15 protein-coding genes and 1 pseudogene are annotated in these 17,660 nt (G+C 74.6%); 7 read left to right on the top strand and 9 right to left on the bottom strand.

All coding sequences use genetic code 11. The annotated features are described in order from the left end of the window. Window positions 1-12: 12 nt before the first annotated feature. Window positions 13-1,404, bottom strand: coding sequence for a dihydrolipoyl dehydrogenase (gene lpdA, locus FHX32_RS01395; RefSeq protein ID WP_167178744.1), 1,392 nt, complete (start codon window positions 1,402-1,404; stop codon window positions 13-15). Window positions 1,405-1,582: 178 nt separating this feature from the next. Between lpdA and FHX32_RS01390 the strand changes: the two genes are divergently transcribed. Further along, window positions 1,583-1,912: a hypothetical protein gene (locus FHX32_RS01390; RefSeq protein WP_167178742.1), complete on the top strand. Its 330-nt coding sequence runs from the start codon at window positions 1,583-1,585 to the stop codon at window positions 1,910-1,912. Window positions 1,913-2,082: 170 nt separating this feature from the next. Here the strand turns inward: FHX32_RS01390 and FHX32_RS01385 are convergent, their stop codons facing one another. Continuing rightward, window positions 2,083-3,654, bottom strand: a complete 1,572-nt coding sequence (locus FHX32_RS01385) for a leucyl aminopeptidase (protein WP_167178740.1) — start codon at window positions 3,652-3,654, stop codon at window positions 2,083-2,085. A gap of 161 nt (window positions 3,655-3,815) precedes the next feature. On the opposite strand from FHX32_RS01385, the gene gcvT reads away from it, so the two are divergent. Beyond that, window positions 3,816-4,946: a glycine cleavage system aminomethyltransferase GcvT gene (gene gcvT / locus FHX32_RS01380; protein WP_167178738.1), complete on the top strand. Its 1,131-nt coding sequence runs from the start codon at window positions 3,816-3,818 to the stop codon at window positions 4,944-4,946. Between the two features lie 104 nt (window positions 4,947-5,050). Here gcvT and FHX32_RS01375 read toward each other — a convergent pair whose 3' ends face one another. Then, window positions 5,051-5,815, bottom strand: a complete 765-nt coding sequence (locus FHX32_RS01375; RefSeq protein ID WP_167178736.1) for a globin domain-containing protein — start codon at window positions 5,813-5,815, stop codon at window positions 5,051-5,053. A 72-nt stretch (window positions 5,816-5,887) separates the two neighbouring features. Here FHX32_RS01375 and FHX32_RS01370 point away from each other — a divergent pair, with 72 nt between their 5' ends. Then, the gene (locus FHX32_RS01370; protein WP_167178734.1) at window positions 5,888-6,244 is read left to right on the top strand and encodes a winged helix-turn-helix transcriptional regulator; all 357 of its coding nucleotides are present in this window, start codon (window positions 5,888-5,890) and stop codon (window positions 6,242-6,244) included. Window positions 6,245-6,325: 81 nt separating this feature from the next. On the opposite strand, the gene FHX32_RS01365 is transcribed toward FHX32_RS01370, so the two are convergent. The 4 genes and pseudogenes from FHX32_RS01365 to FHX32_RS34810 form a co-directional block, all read right to left on the bottom strand. Then, window positions 6,326-7,615: a DUF2314 domain-containing protein gene (locus FHX32_RS01365; protein WP_167178732.1), complete on the bottom strand. Its 1,290-nt coding sequence runs from the start codon at window positions 7,613-7,615 to the stop codon at window positions 6,326-6,328. A 67-nt stretch (window positions 7,616-7,682) separates the two neighbouring features. Further along, window positions 7,683-8,456, bottom strand: a complete 774-nt coding sequence (locus FHX32_RS01360; protein WP_167178730.1) for an adenosylcobinamide-GDP ribazoletransferase — start codon at window positions 8,454-8,456, stop codon at window positions 7,683-7,685. Continuing rightward, a complete protein-coding gene (locus tag FHX32_RS01355) occupies window positions 8,446-10,332 on the bottom strand; it encodes a bifunctional adenosylcobinamide kinase/adenosylcobinamide-phosphate guanylyltransferase (protein ID WP_167178728.1) in 1,887 nt (628 codons plus the stop codon). The genes FHX32_RS01360 and FHX32_RS01355 overlap by 11 nt, the downstream gene beginning before the upstream one ends. 913 nt (window positions 10,333-11,245) lie before the next feature. Beyond that, window positions 11,246-12,535, bottom strand: a pseudogene (locus tag FHX32_RS34810) (serine/threonine-protein kinase); the annotation flags it as partial. A 146-nt stretch (window positions 12,536-12,681) separates the two neighbouring features. Here FHX32_RS34810 and FHX32_RS01345 point away from each other — a divergent pair. Together FHX32_RS01345 and FHX32_RS01340 are read left to right on the top strand one after the other, a co-directional pair. Next, window positions 12,682-12,882, top strand: coding sequence for a hypothetical protein (locus FHX32_RS01345; protein ID WP_088992660.1), 201 nt, complete (start codon window positions 12,682-12,684; stop codon window positions 12,880-12,882). Continuing rightward, complete coding sequence (locus FHX32_RS01340) at window positions 12,882-13,673, top strand: site-2 protease family protein (protein ID WP_167178726.1); 792 nt, start codon at window positions 12,882-12,884, stop codon at window positions 13,671-13,673. Before FHX32_RS01345 ends, FHX32_RS01340 begins: the two co-directional genes overlap by 1 nt. 63 nt (window positions 13,674-13,736) lie before the next feature. Here the strand turns inward: FHX32_RS01340 and FHX32_RS01335 are convergent, their stop codons facing one another. Continuing rightward, the gene (locus FHX32_RS01335) at window positions 13,737-14,735 is read right to left on the bottom strand and encodes an aldo/keto reductase family protein (protein WP_167178724.1); all 999 of its coding nucleotides are present in this window, start codon (window positions 14,733-14,735) and stop codon (window positions 13,737-13,739) included. Between the two features lie 166 nt (window positions 14,736-14,901). On the opposite strand from FHX32_RS01335, the gene FHX32_RS01330 reads away from it, so the two are divergent. After that, window positions 14,902-16,263, top strand: a complete 1,362-nt coding sequence (locus FHX32_RS01330; protein ID WP_486480865.1) for an IS4 family transposase — start codon at window positions 14,902-14,904, stop codon at window positions 16,261-16,263. Window positions 16,264-16,339: 76 nt separating this feature from the next. On the opposite strand, the gene FHX32_RS01325 is transcribed toward FHX32_RS01330, so the two are convergent. Beyond that, the gene (locus FHX32_RS01325; RefSeq protein ID WP_167178722.1) at window positions 16,340-16,996 is read right to left on the bottom strand and encodes a TetR family transcriptional regulator; all 657 of its coding nucleotides are present in this window, start codon (window positions 16,994-16,996) and stop codon (window positions 16,340-16,342) included. 149 nt (window positions 16,997-17,145) lie between these two features. Here FHX32_RS01325 and FHX32_RS01320 point away from each other — a divergent pair, with 149 nt between their 5' ends. Continuing rightward, window positions 17,146-17,625: a quercetin 2,3-dioxygenase gene (locus tag FHX32_RS01320; protein ID WP_167178720.1), complete on the top strand. Its 480-nt coding sequence runs from the start codon at window positions 17,146-17,148 to the stop codon at window positions 17,623-17,625. Window positions 17,626-17,660: the final 35 nt, after the last annotated feature.

Below are 17,660 nucleotides of genomic sequence, written 5' to 3'. Positions count from 1 at the left end.
ATCAGTTCTCGATCAGGCGTGCGCGTGCAGCGGCTTGCCGGCGAGGGCCAGGTGCGCCTCGCCCAGGGCCTCGTTCTGCGTCGGGTGGGCGTGCACGAGCTGCGCCACCTCGGCCGGGTAGGCCTCCCAGTTGTAGATGAGCTGTGCCTCGCCGACCAGCTCACCGACCCGGGCGCCGACCATGTGGACACCGACCACCGGGCCGTCCTCCAGCCGGACCAGCTTCACGAAGCCGGCCGTCTTGAGGATCTGGCTCTTGCCGTTGCCACCCAGGTTGTAGTTGTAGGTCTTGACCTTGTCGGCGCCGTACTGCTCCTTGGCCTTCGCCTCGGTGAGGCCGACCGACGCCAGTTCCGGGTCGGAGTAGGTGACCCGCGGGATGCCGGCCTCGTCGATCACGGCCGGGTTCTGGCCGGCGATCTCCTCGGCCACGAAGATGCCCTGCTGGAAGCCGCGGTGCGCGAGCTGGAGGCCGGGCACGATGTCGCCGACCGCGTAGACGTTCGGCACACTGGTGCGCAGCCGCTCGTCGGTCAGCACGTAGCCGCGGTCCATCTTGACGCCCTGCTCCTCGTAGCCGAGGTTGGCGGTGTTCGGGCCGCGGCCGACGGCCACCAGCAGCAGCTCGGCCTCGACGGTCTCGCCGCCGGCGATGGTCACCTTGACGCCGTTGTCGGTCTTCTCGACCTTCTCGAACGGCTTGCCGACCTTGAAGTTGATCTTCCGCTTCCGGAAGGCCCGCTCCAGCGCCTTCGACGACTCCTCGTCCTCGGCGGCCACCAGCCGGGGCAGCGCCTCGATGATCGTCACGTCCACGCCGAAGGACTTCCACACGCTGGCGAACTCGACGCCGATCACGCCGCCGCCGAGCACGATCGCCGAGGACGGGACCCGGTCCAGGGTCAGCGCGTGGTCGCTGGTGATGATCCGCTCGCCGTCGATCGCCAGGCCGGGCAGGCTCTTGGCGTACGAGCCGGAGGCCAGGATGACGTTGCGGCCGGTGTAGCGCTTGCCGTCGACCTCGACGACGTTCTTGCCGACCAGCTTGCCGGCGCCGGCCACGAAGGTGATGTTCTTGGCGCCGCCGACCAGGCCCTGCAGACCCTTGTAGAGCCGGGCGATGACGCCGTCCTTGTACGAGTTCACCGCCGCCATGTCGATGCCGACCAGCTCGGCCTTCACGCCGAACTGCTCCGACTCGCGGGTCTGGTCGGCGATCTCGGCGGCGTGCAGCAGGGCCTTGGTGGGGATGCAGCCGTTGTGCAGGCAGGTACCGCCGAGCTTGCCCTTTTCGACCAGCGCGACGGAGAGGTTCAGCTGGGCGGCCCGCAGCGCCGCCGCGTAGCCGCCGCTGCCACCTCCGAGGATGACGATGTCGAAGGTTGCGTCGTTCGGCTCGCTCACGTCCAACTCCCAGGTCGCGTCGCTGCATCGGGGGTCACGGCGGGGTCGCACGGACACACCCCACCTCGGTCATCTTGTCACCACCGGGCACAGGGCGCGTAGTGAGGTGCCCAACGACACGTCCGTGACACGTACGCTTGGCGCGACCTTCGATGGACGCAGTGTGGGGAGACGGTCGGTGGGACTGTTCCGACGACGCAAGCAGGCGCGCGCGACGAGCCTCGACCGCGCCGCCGACCGCGCCGATCTGGAGCACCTTGAGAACTTTGTCCGGACCAGGCGTGGGGTCGAGGCGTACATCGAGCCGCGGACCACGGTCACGGAGACCACGGTGATGCTGATCGCCGACGACGGGGAGTGGACCCGCCGCCGGATCGACGGCCCGGACGGCGCCCGCCGGTTCGCCCACCGGATGGGCATCCCGGTCTACGACGTCCGCCTGATGGGCTATCCCCAGCGGATGCGCGACTTCAACGAACGCCGCAAACGCCGCCCCGACCTGTACTGACCGCTCCGCACCGCCCCGCCGCACACCGCGCGGCCCCCGGCCCCCGGCCGGGCGCCGGGGGCCGCCCCCGTCGGAAGGCGGCTCGAACACGGAAAGAGTGGCCATCCCGGGCGGAATGGCCACTCTTTCAGTGAACGTGCGCGGATCTTGGCCGGCGCGACGGGGTCGGGTCAGCCGTTGGCGGCGATGTCGTCGACCAGGTGGACCAGGGTGCGGACCGGGACGCCGGTGCCGCCCTTTGTCCAGTAGCCGGTCGGCTCGCCCGAGTGGTAGCCCGGCCCGGCGATGTCGATGTGCGCCCAGGCCACGTCGTCGGCGACGAACTCGCGCAGGAACACACCGCCCTGGAGCATGTGGCCGGCCCGGTCCATCCCGGCGTTGACCTGCGAGATGTCGGCGACGTCGGAGTCCATGCCCTTGCGCACGTCGTCCGGCAGCGGCATCGGCCAGGCCGGCTCGCCGGTCGCCTCGCCGGCGGCCTTCACCCGCTCGCACAGTTCCGGGCTGCCCATCACGCCGGCGATCTTCTTGCCCAGCGCGATGACCTGCCCGCCGGTCAGGGTGGAGGTCTCGAAGAGGTAGTCGCAGCCGTCCGCGCAGGCGCGGGCGATGGCGTCGGCCAGGATCATCCGGCCCTCGGCGTCGGTGTTGAGCACCTCCACCTTCTTGCCGTTGAACATGCTGATCACGTCGCCCGGCCGGTACGACGTGCCGGACGGCATGTTCTCCGCCATCGGCAGGTACCCGGTCACCGCCACGGACGGCTTGAGCGCGGCGATCGCCAGCATGGCGGCGCCCACCGCAGCGGCGCCCGCCATGTCGGACTTCATCTCCCACATGCCCTGGGCCGGCTTGATCGAGATGCCGCCGGTGTCGAAGGTGATGCCCTTGCCGACCAGGGCGACCCGCTTGCCGGTGCCGCCGCCGGCCGGGGTGTAGCTGAGCTTCACCAGCCGCGGCGGAGCCTCCGAACCCTGGCCGACGGCGATGATGCCGCCGTAGCCGCCGGCCCGCAGCGCCGCCTCGTCCAGCACCTCGACCTCCAGCCCGGCCTCCCGGGCGGCGGTGGCCACCGCGTCGGCGAAGGCCGGCGGGCGCAGCTCGTTCGGGGCGGTGTTGACCCAGTCGCGGCTGCGCCGGACCGCGCCGGCGACCGCCTGGGCGCGGGCCACCTCGGCCTGGGCGGCGGCGTCGCCTGCGTCCGGCACGGCGACCAGCACCTCGGCCACCGGCTCCCGGCGGGTCGGCTGCGGCCGGGTCTTGTAACCGGCGAACCGGTAGCCGCCGAGCAGTGCGCCCTCGGCCACCGCGCGCAGTGCGGTCGCGGCGTCGGCGTCGTCGGGCATCGGCAGGGCGAGCGCCACCCGAGGCGCGCCGGCCAGGGCGCGGACGGCCGCGCCGGCGGCCCGGCGCAGGGTCTCCGGCGCCGGGGCGGCGCCGGAGGGCTCCGGGCCGAGCCCGACGGCGGCGATCACCGGGGCGGTCACCGTGCCCAGGGTGGCCAGCTTGACCACCTCGCCGGTGCCGCCGGTCGCGCCGAGCAGCGCCAGCGTCTCGGTCAGCTTGCCGTCGAAGGCGGCGGCGATGCTCTCCGCGCCACTGGCGAGTAGCAGGGTGCCGGCGAGGCCGCTGGTGGCGTCCTGCTCTCCGGTCTGGCTGTGCACGCCGATCACGATCGCGTCGACGGCAAGCTCGGCGGGGTCGGTGTCGACCAGGCTCAGGGTGGTGCTGGGCGATGTCACTGAAGCTACTCCGGGCGGGCCGGGCCGGCCGCGTCGTCGCGTACCGGCGATGAAGGTCTCCGGCGGACCGTACCCGCCGGACGTCGGGGCTGTCCCGCCGACGGCTCCGGCGGGTCCCGCCGATGCTAACCAGCCGGTGCGCTGCCGGTAAGTTGCCACCCATGACCGACGTGACCTCCGACGCCGCGGCGACCCGGCTGCGCCGTTCCCCGCTGCACGAGCGGCACACCGCTCTCGGCGCCAAGTTCGCCCCGTTCGGTGGCTGGGAGATGCCCCTCGAGTACGCCGGCGGCGGGGTGCTCAAGGAGCACACCGCGGTGCGTACCGCGGTCGGCGTCTTCGACGTCTCGCACCTGGGCAAGGCGCGGGTGACCGGCCCCGGCGCGGCGGAGTTCGTCAACGCCTGCCTGAGCAACGACCTGGGCCGGATCGGGCCGGGCCGGGCGCAGTACACGCTCTGCTGCGACGACGCCACCGGCGGTGTGGTGGACGACATCATCGCCTACCTGCACGGCGACGACCACGTCTTCCTCATCCCGAACGCCGCGAACACCGCCGAGGTGGTGCGCCGGCTGCGCGCCGCCGCGCCGCCGTCGGTCACGGTCACCGACGAGCACGAGGCGTACGCGGTCCTCGCCGTTCAGGGGCCGCGCTCGGCCGAGCTGCTCGGCGCGCTCGGCCTGCCCACCGGGCACGAGTACATGAGCTTCTCCACCGCCACCCTGGACGGGGTGCCGCTGACCGTCTGCCGCACCGGCTACACCGGTGAGCTGGGCTTCGAGCTGGTGGTGCCGGCCGAGCACGCGGTCGCGGTCTGGGACTCGCTCTTCGCCGCCGGTGCGGCGTACGAGCTGCGCGCCTGCGGGCTGGCCGCCCGGGACACCCTGCGCACCGAGATGGGGTACCCGCTGCACGGGCAGGACCTGTCGCTGGACATCACCCCGGTGCAGGCCCGCTCCGGCTGGGCGGTCGGCTGGGACAAGCCGGCCTTCTGGGGCCGCGACGCGCTGCGCGCCGAGAAGGCGGCCGGCCCCCGGCGTACGCTGCGCGGCCTGGAGGCCGTCGACCGGGCGATTCCGCGCCCCGGCATGACGGTCCACCTCGCCGACACGCAGGTCGGCGCCATCACCAGCGGCACCTTCTCGCCGACGAGGAAGCAGGGCATCGCCCTGGCCCTGCTGGACACCGCCGCCAACCTGGCCGACGGCGACCTGGTCGAGGTCGACATCCGCGGCCGCCGCGCCCAGATGCGCGTCACCCGTCCCCCCTTCGTCAACCCCTCGGTCAGGTAACCGCCCGCGCCCCGCCCCGGTCGCGGTGGTCCACGTGGTGCCTTCCGGCCCGAGCCGGTTGGCCACCACGGCCGGTCGGGCGGGGAGCGGCCGGGCCGACCCGGTCAGGACTGGTAGGGCGGGGCGACGCCCCAGCCCCAGCGGGGCACCGGGGCCTGGCGGACGGGGTCGGCGTCGGGTCGGGAGTTGGCCAGTGCCAGCCGGGTGCCCCACTCCAGGTAGCCGACGAAGGCGGCGCGGAACTCCGGATCGTCCGGCAGGCCGACCTCGTCGGCGGCGTCCGTCATCAGGCTCACCCACCGGCGCCGCTGCGCCTCGGTGATCCCCAGCCGGAGGTGGTGGCCGAGCATGTGCGGGTAGCCGCCGTGCTCGGCGGTGTAGGTGGCCGGCCCGCCGAAGACCTCGCCGAGCCACACCGCCACGTTCCGGGGGTGGTCCGGGGCCATCCGGGCGAACACCGGCGCGAGCAGTTCGTCGGCGCGGACCAGACGGTAGAACGCCTCGCACAACCGGGTGAGGGCGGCGTCGCCGCCCGCCCACTCGTACAGCGTGGGCGGCGCGGCACCACCGGGCCCGGCGACCGGAGTGGCCTGGTAGTGCCGCATCTCCTCGATGTTCCCGACGTACGGCTTGATCTCCGCGAAGAAGGCGCCGAACCGCGGGCCGGCGCGGAATCCGCGCAGATGGTCGTCGACCGACGTCCAGGTGATCCGCAGGATGTGGCAGTCGGGATCGTCGAGGCAGCGGCTCAGCTCGTAGTCGATACACTCCGCGGCGGCGCCAAGCGCCGTGGCGGCGCGGGTGTAGGCCGCCTCGAACTCGTCCCGGAGCTGTGGCGGGACCCGGTACCTGACGTACTCGATGATCATGTGGAAAGCCCACCACGCTCCGCGTGATTGATCAAGTACGCACCGTTCGGTAAGTATCTGGGAGGCGTGCCGATGAGGCGGTACCACTGCCCGGTGGAGCTGGCCGTCGACGTGATCGGCGGAAAGTGGCGGCCGGTGATCCTCGCCCACCTCAAGGAGGGCGTGCACCGCTACGGCGAGCTGCGCCGCCGGATGCCGGAGGTGAGCGAGAAGATGCTGGTCCAGCGGCTGCGCGAGCTGGCGGCCGACGGCCTCGTCGAACGGCACGACCACGGGACGAACCCGCCGCACGTGGAGTACCGGCTCACCGAGGAGGGCCGCAGTCTCGGCCCCGTCCTGCAGGCCCTCTACGACTGGGGCGCGGCCCGGGCCGGTCGTACCGGCACCCCCATCATCGACCCCGCCCCGCCACCGGCGAGTCGATCATGAGGTTGGCGGCGCCAAGGGATCGACATCGCCGCCAACCTCATGATCAACGCCGAGGACGGGTCGGGCGGTGCGCAAGGGGGGTCAGGGGGTGGGGGGCTCGCCGGCGTCGAGGACGGCCTGGGTCCAGCCGCCCTCGATGACGCCGGTGCCGTCCAGCAGGGCCCAGTCGACGACGTCGGCGGTTTCCACCACCACGGCCGCGCCGATCCGGACGGTCGGGTCGGTGTGCGCGTCGCTGGCGCTGGCGCCGACGATCCGCTCCGGCGACTCCCACGAGGTCACCCCGGCCCAGACGAACTCCGGGCCGTCGTCGCCGGGCAGGCCGTACTTGACCACCAGTTGGGCCTCCGGCGGCAGTTGGCCGGTGACGAACCGGGCCCGGATGTCGCCCAGCCCGGCGCGGGCGGTGGCGACCGCCCGGCTCATCGCGTCGCCCGACCGGGCGTAGCGCACGTCCGGCTGGATGCCGGAGAAGAGGGTGGCGCAGGCGGCGGCGTAGTAGCGCCCCGCCGGCCCCGGGTGCCCGGCGGGCGGGTGCAGGCTGAGGAACGAGTCGGCGTCCGGGTCGGTTGCCGGGTCCAGCTCCAGCCGCAGCAGCACCGGCGCGGTCGCCCCGTGCTGCTCCGGATTGCCGTACGCCACCGCGATGTCGTGCCCGGTCACCGTGGCCAGTACCGGTAGCTGCACGAACGCCGGCACCTCCTCGCCGGCCAGCCCGTCGGTCCAGTCCCGCAGCAGCCGCCGCGCGGCGCCGGTCATCACCGCGCCCCAGGCCCGGGTGAGGTGGTCCGGCACCCCCTGGGTCTGCAGCTCCAGCAGCCCGAACCGGCGCAGCCCCTTGGTGGTGAACCAGAGCCCCTCGGCGTCCGAGGAGTACGGCACCAGCACCCAGTCGACCAGCCGGATCCGCCCCTGCTCGTCGGGGAGCGAGCGCAGCGCCGTCGCCGGGTCGAGGAACTGCAACCCGAAGACGTCCACCACGTCGCCGTGCACCGACTCGGCGACCGCGGCGGCCACCGCCCGCGCCGCCCACTCGTGCGCCGGTGGCCAGCCGGGCCGGTACTCGGCCTGCACCACCACCAGGTGGCTGGCCGCGGCCAGCCGGTCCAGCTGCGCCTCGCTGGCGCCGAACGCGGTGAGCAGGTCCGGCGGCAGCTCGGGGAACTCGCCCACCGGCCGGGTGTCCACGCTCATCAGCGGGCTGTCCAGCATCTGCCGGGCCAGCCCGTACACCGGCTCGGCCAGCCGGCCCTTCAGCGCCTGCACAGCGGTCTTCGCACCGACCCTCGGCAGCCCGGCCATCGGCACCAGATAGGTGGCGCTCAGCGACTCCGGCACCGGTACGGGCAGGAAGTCGTCAGTGATGAGCATGATCGTTCCCCCGGTCGGCCGCGCCGTGCTGTCGTGGGAGAACGCTACCCGCCGCGGCGCGCCGGACTCAGCCGGACAGCACGAGTCCCAGGTAGACCAGCGTGGTGACCAGTTCCACGGTCGCGCCGAGCACGTCGCCGGTGATCCCGCCGAGCCGGCGTACCACGTGCCGCAGCAGCGCCGCCGCCACGGCGAGGGCGGCGCCGACGGCGAGCGGCCCCTGCCACGGGCGGTCCGGCACCGCGGCGACCGCCACCAGCGCGACGGCGGCCGTGCCGGCGACCAGCGCGACCGGCCCGACGGTGCCGGCGACCAGCGCGCCCAGCCCTTCCGGCCGGGCTGCCGGCACGCCCCGCCGGCAGGCCACGGCGACACCGAGCCGGCCGGCGGCGGTCGCCGCCACCACCGCGGCCAGCGCCGCCGGCCACGACCGTCCGGCCAGCTCCGCCAGCGTCGCGGCCTGCACCAGCAGTACGACCACCAGCGCGGCCACCCCGAACGGCCCCACGTCCGGCTTCTTCATGATCTCCAGCGCGGCCGCCCCCCGCCGGTACGACCCCAGCGCGTCCACGGTGTCGGCCAGCCCGTCCAGATGCAGGCCCCGGGTGAGCAGCGCGCCCGCGCCCACGGTCACCCCGGCGGCGACCAGCGGCGGGGCGACCGCGACCAGGAGCAGCAGCAGCCCGGCGAGGAGCGCGCCGAGCAGCGCCCCCACCGCCGGGGCCAGCGCCATCGCCGTGCCCGCCACCGCCCGGTCGATCCGGCCGGCGCGCACCGGCAGCGTGCTGAAGGTGGTCAGCGCCAGCCGCGCCCCGTCGGCGAGCCGCCGGTCAGCCGGCACGCCGGCCGGACGGGTCGACCGGCTGGCCGTCCGGTTCGGTGGTGGTCGGCCCCGGCCCGGCCGGCTCCGGCTCGACGAACTCGTGCTGCTCGTCCTCCTCCTCGTCCTCGCCCGGCTCCTCGTGGTCGGAGCCGCCGCCGGTGAGCGAGGGGTGGGTGGGCAGCGCGGCGGCCAGCGCCAGCACCGAGCGCAGCAGCGGGAGCGCGGCCAGCGCGTTCGCCCCCTCGCCTAGGTCGAGCCGCACGTCGAGCAGCGGGGTCAGGCCCAGCACGTCGGCGGCGAGCCGGGCGGCCGGATTCCCGCCGTGGTCGGCCAGCAGGCACCAGTGCCGGGCCTGCCCGGCCAGGTCCCGGCTCACCATCCCGGCGGCCAGCCCGACCGGGCCGTCCAGCATCACCGGCACCCGGCGGGCCGTCGCGCCGAGCAGCACGCCGGTGGCGATCGCGATGTCCCCGCCGCCCAGCTCGGCCAGCACGTCCTTGGCGCCGCGCGGGGAGCGGCGGGTACGGTGCAGCGCGTCGCGGACCGCCGCGCACCGCTTCATCCAGGCCGCGTCGTCGATCTCGCCCGCGTCGGTCAGCACCCGGCCGAGCACCGCGGGCGGTTCCGCGCCGGCCGTCGCGGCGAGCACCGCCGCCGCCGCGGCCTCGGTGCCGGCGCCGCACGCGGCCAGCACCAGCAGCCGTACGCCCGCGTCGGCGGCCTGCTCGGCGAGCCGCCAACCCTCGCGCAGGGCCGCTTCGACCTGCTCGCCGCTGAGCGCCGGCTCGGCCTCCATCGGCGCGGCCGCCGGCGCCGCCACCACCTGCAGGCTCGCGCCGCATTCGGCCGCCAGCCGGGCCAGCGCGCCCTCGCCGGTGCGCGCCTGCCGGGCCCGCCGGGCGGACTCGCCGGCCACGGTGCCGGCGGCCGCCCCGCCGGCGTGGTCGCCGTGCAGCAGCAGCACCCGCACCGCGCCCCACGGGGCCGGGGTCGGGGTGCCCTGGGTGGCGGCGGCGAACCCGACCACCCGCTCCAGCACGCCGAGCCCGGCGCCGGGCACGTCCAGCGTGGCCAGCCGCTCGATGGCCTGCGGGCCGGCGTACTCGTCGGGCATGGGCAGTTCCATGCCGGGCTGGATGACCAGGCCGGTGGCGACCATCGGCAGCGCCATGGTGGGCGCGGCCCACGGCGTGGCGGGCTCGGCGGGCGGGGCGGCCGGCGGCGGCACCGCGGGGGTCAGCACCTCCGGCAGCGCGGCCGGCTCGGCCGCGACGGCCGCGCCGTTGACCGCCGGACCGGCCGGGGCGGGGCCGGCCTGGGCCGGCACGGTCGCCGCCCGTGCGGCCGGGGTGGGCTTGAGCCAGGCCGGCTGGCCGGCGACCACCAGCACGACCCCGTCGCAGGCGTCGGCGACCGCCCGGTTGGCCGCGCCGAGCGCGTCGGTGAACGCCCGGCCGAGCGGGGTGGTCGGCACCAGCGAGAGCCCGACCTCGGGGCTGACCAGCACCAGCCGTGCCGCGCAGGAGCGCACCGCGGCGGCCAGTTCGGCGATGGTGGCGGTGTCGTCGGCCGGCTGGTGGGCCGGGTCCAGCAGCACGGTCACCCAGCCGCCGAGGTCGTCGACGAGCAGCGTCTCGTTCGGCTCGGCGGTGGCGATCACGTCGGCCAGCCGGCGCGGGTCGGTCGCGGTCTCCTCGGTGCTCCACGTCTCCGGGCGGCGGGCGCGGTGCGCGGCCAGCCGGGCGGCCCATTCGGCGTCCTCCGCGGACGCGTCCGCGGCGGTGGCCACGTAGCGGACCGTGGGCGCGTCGGCGACCAGGGACTCGGCGAACTCCGACTTGCCGGACCGGATGCCGCCGAGCACCAGGACCGTGTTCCACCCGTCAACGGACATGCCCGTACCTTAAGGCCGCCCGGCGCCCGCCCGCCGGCCGGCCCGCGTGCCGGCCGGCCGCTGCCGGCGGACCGCGCAGCCCGGCCGGGGCAGCGGCCGCCGGCGGTCAGCCGCAGTGCTCGAAGCCGCTGCCGTAGCTGGCGCCGCCGGTGGACCCGCCCCACTTCACGCACACCCCGGCGGCCTTGGCCTTCACCGGCCCCGCGTAGTACTCGAACGACCCGCTGTCGGTGCTGCGGGCGCGGCCCTGCACCTCCAGGTACGCCGAGGCCGCGGTCTTCGTGCCGACCGCGGTCTCCTTCATGGTCACCACGCAGTTGTAGCCGGTGCCGGCGTGGTAGAGCAGGTACACCCGCCCCTTGCGGACACCCGAGACGGTCAGCGACGCCGAGTCGATCACCTGGTAGCCGCTGCCGCACGCCTGGGCCGGCGTGTACGGGTTCGGCTTCTCCGGTCGGCTGGTGCTCGGCGTGGCGCTCGGCTGGGTGGTGGTGCCGCCGGTCGGCGCCGGCGCGCCCGGCGTCGGGGTGGTGGACCGCCCGGGCGCGGCGGACGGTGCCGGGCTGGCGGACGCGCTGCCGCCCGGCGCCGGCTCGGTGCGCAGCCGGCCGTTGCCGTCGGTGGCGACCGGGGCGGGCTCGCCGGAGGCCGGCGCGACCGAGCCGCCGGTGAGCGCGGCCGGGCGTTCCCCGTCGCCGGGATCCCCGGCGAAGAGCGTCGTCGCCGCCACCACGCCGACCACGAGCAGCAGCACGGCGCCCGCCGCGCCGACCAGCGCGATCCGGCGCCGGCCCGGCCGCGGCTCGACCGCGTCCTCCCGGGTGGGCGGCAGCCCCCAGGCGTCGGCGCCGGGCTGACCCGGCGCGGGCGCCGGCGGGCCGGCCGGGGCCCGGCCGGGCGCGAAGCCGGCGGCCGGGAAGCCGGACGGCGGGCCGCTTGGCGGCGACACCGGGGCGGGGTGGGCTCCGGAGGGCGAGACCGGTGCGGCGGCCGGTCCGGAGGGCGAGACCGGTGCGGCGGCCGGTCCGGAGGGGGAGACCGGTGCGGCGGCGGGCCCGAACGGCCACACCGGCGCGGTGGTCGGTGCGGAGGGCGGCGGTGGGACCGGCCCGGGCGGCGAGATCGGCGCGGCGGCGCTCCCCGTCGGCGGGCCGGGTGGCCCGGCGAGGTGCCCCGCCGGAGCGGGCGTGGCCGGTGACTGGCCGCCGCCGGCCGTACCGGTGAACGAGCCCGAGTGGCTCACGGCCGGCGGCGGCGTCGGGGCGGCCGGACCGGCGCCGGAGACCGGCTCGGCGGCCAGCGGCGGGGTGACGGCGGGCGAGGGGCCGGCGACCGCCCACGGCGGGCGGGCCGAGACCGGGATCGACGCCAGCGTGGCGTCCCGGGTCTCGGCGGCGGCCTCGGCGAGCGCCGCCGCGCTCGGGTACCGGTCGGCCGGGCGCTTCGCCATCGCCCGCTCCACCAGCGCGACCACCGCCGGCGGGGTGCCCGCCGGCAGCGGCGCCGGCTCGTCCTGCTGGTGCCGCAGGGCCACCTGCAGCGGGTTCTCGCCCTCGAACGGCGGCCGCCCGGCGAGGCAGAAGTACGCCACCGCCCCGAGGGCGTAGACGTCGGTCACCGGCGAGACCGGCTGACCGGTGGCCTGCTCCGGCGACATGTACGTGGCGGTGCCGAGCATCGTGTTGGCGGCGGTGATCCCGGCCGTGCTGCCGGACCGGGCGATGCCGAAGTCGACCAGCACCACCCGGCCGTCGGGCTTCACCAGCAGGTTGCCCGGCTTGACGTCCCGGTGCACGATGCCGGCCAGGTGCGCGGCGTGCAGCGCCTCGGCGGCCTGCGCCACCACCGACATGGTCGAGGCCGCGTCCAGCCGGCCGGCCCGCCGGATCCAGCTGCCCAGCGGTTCCCCGGCGACGTACTCCATCACCAGGTAGTCGACCTCGCTGGCGTCGGCGAGGGTCGCGCGCCCGACGTCGTGCACCGCCACCACGCCGGGGTGCCGCAGCGCCGCCAGCATCCGTGCCTCGGCCCGGAACCGGGTGGTGAATTCGGGATCGGCGGTCAGCGCCGGCAGCAGCACCTTCACCGCCACCTCGCGTTCGAGGAGGAGGTCCGTGCACCGCCAGACCGCCCCCATGCCGCCGGTGGCCACCCGTTCGCCCAGCCGGTACCGCCCGCTGAGCACCACGCCTTGAGTCAGCACCGGGCCACGGTACCGGCCGGCTCCGTCAGCCTTGGATCAAGCCCCGGCCCCGGTCCGCGGGACGAGCGAGCGACCGGCGTCGGCCCGGCCGACTACGCTGGCGGGGGTTCGTCCCACGGGACATCAGCGGCGAGGGGAGACGCGGCATGGCGTGGAGCTGGCGGTACGAGGGCACGAACGGCGAGTCGGTCGAGGGGCCGGCCGAGTCGTTCGGCAGCCAGGCGGATGCCGAATCCTGGATCGGCCAGACCTGGCGCGAGCTCGCGGCGTCCGGCGTCACCTCGGTCGCGCTCGTCGAGGACGACCGGGTGGAGTACCGGATGAGCCTGCTGCCCGCGGCGGAGTGATGGGTTCCGACCGCCCGGGGTCGCTGGTGCTCGGCATGCCCCGGGCGGCGTTCCGGCCCAGCCCGGTCTTCCTCGCCCTGGTGGCGCTCTTCGTCACCAGCGGGGTGCTGACCTGGCAGCGGTTCGGCAACGTCCGGTTCGACGTCTTCCTCTTCGTCGTCTCCGGCTGGCTGGTCTCGCTCTGCCTGCACGAGTACGCCCACGCGGTGGTGGCCTACCGGGCCGGCGACCGGGGTGTGGCGCACCGCGGCTACCTCACCCTGAACCCGCTGAAGTACAGCCACCCGCTGCTGTCCATCGCGCTGCCGGTGCTGGTGGTGCTGCTCGGCGGGATCGGGCTGCCCGGCGGGGCGGTCTGGGTGGACCGGCACGAGATCCCCGGCCGGCTGCGGCACACCCTGGTCAGCCTCGCCGGCCCGGCCACCAACGTGCTGTTCACCCTGGTGCTGGTGGCGGTGCTGCGGCTGGGCACCGGCGTCGGCGGGCCGGTGGAGTTCTGGGCGGCCGTGGCGCTGCTGGCGTTCCTCCAGCTCACCGCGAGCGTGCTGAACCTGCTCCCGGTGCCAGGCCTGGACGGCGGCAACATGATCCAGCCCTGGCTCAACCCGCAGTGGCGCCGGATGTACGACCTGTTCGCCCCGTACGGCTTCATCCTGCTGTTCGCGCTGCTGTGGAACCCGCGGATCAGCGGCTGGTTCTTCGACCTGGTCTTCGCCGTCGGCGACCTGCTCGGGCTGCCGCCCTGGCTCTACGCCACCGGCCTGGATCTGATCCGCTTCTGGCAGGGCTGACGGCCCGTACCCCGACCGGCCCGGCCGGCTCCCGTCGGCGGGTGCCGGCCGGGCCGGACCGCGTCACGGCCGCTGCGCGGGGCTCTCGGTCCGGGCCGGGTCGCGCTCGACGATCGGGTCGATGATCTCGTCGATCGCCTTGAGCAGACCGGCGTCGAGCTTCACCCCGGCCGCCTTGACGTTGTCGTGCACCTGCTCCGGGCGGGACGCGCCGACGATCGCCGAGGAGACGTTCGGGTTCTGCAGCACCCAGGCGATGGCGAGCTGGGCCATGCTCAGGCCGGCCTGGTCGGCCAGCGGCTTGAGCCGCTGCACCCGGGTGAGCACGTCGTCGGTCAGGAACTTGGCGATGAAGCCCGCGCCGGACTTCTCGTCGGTGGCCCGGGAGCCGGCCGGCGGCGGCTGGCCCGGCAGGTACTTGCCGGAGAGCACGCCCTGCGCGATCGGCGACCAGACGATCTGCCCGACGCCCAGCTCCTCGCTGGTGGGTACGACCTCGGACTCGATGACCCGCCAGAGCATCGAGTACTGCGGCTGGTTGGAGACCAGCGGGATGCGCAGCTCGCGGGCGAGCTGGTGGGCCTCGCGGAGCTGCGACGCCTTCCACTCGGAGACGCCGATGTAGAGCGCCTTGCCGGAGTGCACGACGTCGGCGAACGCCTCCATCGTCTCCTCCAGCGGGGTGCTGTAGTCGTACCGGTGGGCCTGGTAGAGGTCCACGTAGTCGGTACGCAGCCGGCGCAGCGAGCCGTTGATCGACTCCATGATGTGCTTGCGGGACAGGCCGCGGTCGTTGCGGCCCGGCCCGGTGGGCCAGTACACCTTGGTGAAGATCTCCAGGCCCTCGCGCCGCTCGCCCTCCAGCGCCCGGCCGAGCACGTCCTCGGCCCGGGTGCCGGCATAGACGTCGGCGGTGTCGAAGGTGGTGATGCCGGCGTCCAGGGCGGCCCGGACGCAGGCGAACGCCGCGTCCTCCTCGACCTGCGAGCCGTGGGTGATCCAGTTGCCGTACGAGATCTCGCTGACCATCAGGCCGGAACGGCCCAGGTGTCGGAATTCCATGTCTCCGACCCTAGCCCCAATGCCGGGTAGTTAAGCGCGGCGGTGGCTGGTCAAGAGGGCGTGTTGGTGCAGGTACCGGCAGCGGGACTCCGGTAGAGAGGTACGTCCGCCAAGACATGCCTTACCGCCGGGAGTCCCGCTGTCTGTTCAGTCTGTCATTACGCGTGTGGTCCGGGTCGGGGCAGGTCCGTTCGCGCCGGGTCATTTGGGTGAGCTGACCCAGCAGGTGCCGTTCGAGATGATCGATGCGGTTCTCGCGCAGGTCCGCTGTACCCAGCGGCGGGTGCGGGATCTGCCTTCGCGGGTGGTGGTGTATCTGCTGTTGGCGGGCTGTTTGTTCACCGAGTTGGGGTATCGGCAGGTGTGGCAGCGGCTGGTCGCCGGTCTCGATGGGCTGCCGGTCGCGGACCCGAGCGAGGCCGCGTTGACCAAGGCCCGCCGCCGGGTCGGTCCGGCGCCGTTGCGGGCGTTGTTCGATCTGCTGCGCGGGCCGGCGGCCAGTCTGGCCGGGCCGGTACGCTGGCGCGGCCTGCTGGTCTGCGCGATCGACGGCACCACGCTGAGCGTCGCGGACAGCGCGGCGAACCTGGCCCGGTTCAGCAAGCAGCGCGGGGGCCGCACGGGCGGGTCCAGCTATCCGATGCTGCGGCTGGTCACGGTCATGGCGTGCGGTACCCGGTCGGTGATGGACGCGGTGTTCGGGCCGATCACCGCCGGGGAGAGCACCTACGCCAAGGATCTGCTCGCCCGGCTGCCCGCCGGGGTGCTGCTGCTGGCCGACCGTAACTTCGCCGCCGGGCACCTACTCAAGCTCGTGACCGGCCGCCAGGCGCACCTGCTGGTGCGGGCCAAGACCGGCCGCGGCGGCCCGAAGATGCCGGTCCTGCACCGCTGGCGGGACGGCTCCTACCGATCGGTGTTCGGTGGCCAGCCGGTCCGGGTCATCGACGCCGAGATCAGCATCGCCACCAAGACTGGCACGGTCACCGGCATCTACCGCCTGATCACCACGCTGCTGGACCCGGACGCCTACCCGGCCACCGCGATGCTGCGGCTGTATCACGAGCGGTGGGAGATCGAGACCGCCTACTTGGAGATCAAGTCCAGCATCCTCGGCGGCCGGGTGTTACGGGCCCGGACCCCGGCCGGCGTCGACCAGGAAATCCACGCTCTGCTGGTCACCTACCAGATCTTGCGCACCGCGATGACCGACGCCACCAACAGCCAGACCGGCACCGACCCCGACCGGGCCAGCTTCACCATCGCCCTCAACGCCGCCCGTGATCAGGTCGTCCACGCCGCCGGCGTCATCGCCGGCACCGTCATCGACCTGGTCGGCAAGATCGGCCGTCTCGTCCTGGACAACCTGCTGCCTGAGCGGCGGCTACGCGTCAACGCCCGCACCGTCAAACGAGCGATCTCCAAATACAACGCCCGCGGCCCGAACATCGACCGACGCACCTACCAAGCCACCCTCAGCCTCAACATCCTCGCCGGACCTGCCTTGACGACCAGCCCAGACCCTTAACTACCCGCCATTGACCCTAGCCCCGGCCACCGGGCGGCCGCCCGTCGGCCGACCGGGTGCGGCTGACGAACGCCCGTCAGGCGGGCAGCAGGACGTCCCGCATCCGCGCGGCGAGCCACCGCCGGAAGGAGTCCTCGGGCCAGCCGCAGTGCAGCACCAGGGCCGCGTAGTGCGCCGGGTCGTTGTAGAACCACAGCTCGTCGACCGCCCGCTCGACGTCGGCGCCCTGGCGGAGCGGGCCGAAGGTGCGGACCTGCTCGACCACCATCCGGGCGCCGGCCCGCCGGTTGCGCAGCAGGGTCTCCCACGCCTCGGCCACCTCGGGCGTCTCGTCGGCCGCCCGGCGTACGGCCTCGAAGACCCGCGCGGCGCGTCCGCCGATCAGCGTGCACACCCCGGCGTAGCCGTCGAGCACCTCGCCCTGGCCGCGAGCGTCCCACACCGGCCGGAACCAGGGTCGCTGTGCCACCGGCACCGGCTCGTCGTCGCCGGCCAGCGCCTGGTCGAGCACCTGGCGCAGCAGCGCCGCCTTGGAGCCGAAGACGGCGAACACCGTGGGCCGGGCCACGCCGGCGGCAGCGGCCACGTCGGCCAGCGAGGTCGCCGCGTAGCCACGGGCCACGAAGAGATTGGTGGCGGCCGCGACCACCGCCTGGCGGGTACGCCGCGCGCTCTCCTCCCGGACCCGGGACCGGTACGGCCGGGTCGGTTTTCCGTCCTTGACGTCGCCCATGACGACGCGATACTAACAATGTATTCACCATACCGGTGACTATCCAATATTGCGCCGTCTGACGAAGGTGGTGCCGGCATCGCGCCGCAGCTTCGGCGTGGGCGGTGTCGCGCCGTCTGCTCCGGGCGGCGCCGACCGGAGGAGGCGGCATGTCCGTCGGCCCGTACCTGCGCCGTCCCGACGAGGGGGAGGCGTACTGGTTCCTCGGCAACCTGGTCACGATCAAGGCCGCGGGCGCGCAGACCCGGGACCAGTTGACCGTGGCCGAATTCGTCAACCCGGCGGGCTTCGCCCCGCCGCTGCACCGGCACCAGCTGGAGGACGAGATGTTCTACGTCCTCTCCGGCACCGCCCGGTTCCACTGCGCCGACCAGACCTTCCAGGCCGGGCCGGGCGACTTCGTGCTGCTGCCGGTCGGCCTGGCCCACACCTTCACGGTCGGGCCGGACGAGCCGCTGCGGGCGCTCCAGCTCACCACCCCCGGCGGATTCGAGCGGTTCGCCGCGGCGGCCGGCGTGCCGGCACCCGAGCTGCGGCTGCCGGATCCGTTGCCGATCGATCCGGCCGCACTCGGGCACGCCGCCGCGCGCAACGGCATCGAACTGCTGGGACCCCCGCCGGGGCGGTGACGGTGTGCTCGGGCGGCGGCGGTGCCCGGTGCCGG

The sequence above is a fragment of the Micromonospora sp. CNZ280 genome (assembly GCF_011759515.1).
Note: the sequence above shows the minus strand (reverse complement) of the source record. Positions and strands in the feature narration are given on the sequence as shown.

Bases quoted from the DNA above. Each gene is read 5' to 3' on its own strand.
- gcvT (WP_167178738.1), top strand. From the start codon at position 3,816: ATGACCGACGTGACCTCCGACGCCGCGGCGACCCGGCTGCGCCGTTCC.
- FHX32_RS01375 (WP_167178736.1), bottom strand. From the start codon at position 5,815: ATGATCATCGAGTACGTCAGGTACCGGGTCCCGCCACAGCTCCGGGAC.
- FHX32_RS01340 (WP_167178726.1), top strand. From the start codon at position 12,882: ATGGGTTCCGACCGCCCGGGGTCGCTGGTGCTCGGCATGCCCCGGGCG.
- FHX32_RS01370 (WP_167178734.1), top strand. From the start codon at position 5,888: ATGAGGCGGTACCACTGCCCGGTGGAGCTGGCCGTCGACGTGATCGGC.
- FHX32_RS01335 (WP_167178724.1), bottom strand. From the start codon at position 14,735: ATGGAATTCCGACACCTGGGCCGTTCCGGCCTGATGGTCAGCGAGATC.
- FHX32_RS01365 (WP_167178732.1), bottom strand. From the start codon at position 7,615: ATGCTCATCACTGACGACTTCCTGCCCGTACCGGTGCCGGAGTCGCTG.
- FHX32_RS01325 (WP_167178722.1), bottom strand. From the start codon at position 16,996: ATGGGCGACGTCAAGGACGGAAAACCGACCCGGCCGTACCGGTCCCGG.
- FHX32_RS01345 (WP_088992660.1), top strand. From the start codon at position 12,682: ATGGCGTGGAGCTGGCGGTACGAGGGCACGAACGGCGAGTCGGTCGAG.
- FHX32_RS01320 (WP_167178720.1), top strand. From the start codon at position 17,146: ATGTCCGTCGGCCCGTACCTGCGCCGTCCCGACGAGGGGGAGGCGTAC.
- FHX32_RS01355 (WP_167178728.1), bottom strand. From the start codon at position 10,332: ATGTCCGTTGACGGGTGGAACACGGTCCTGGTGCTCGGCGGCATCCGG.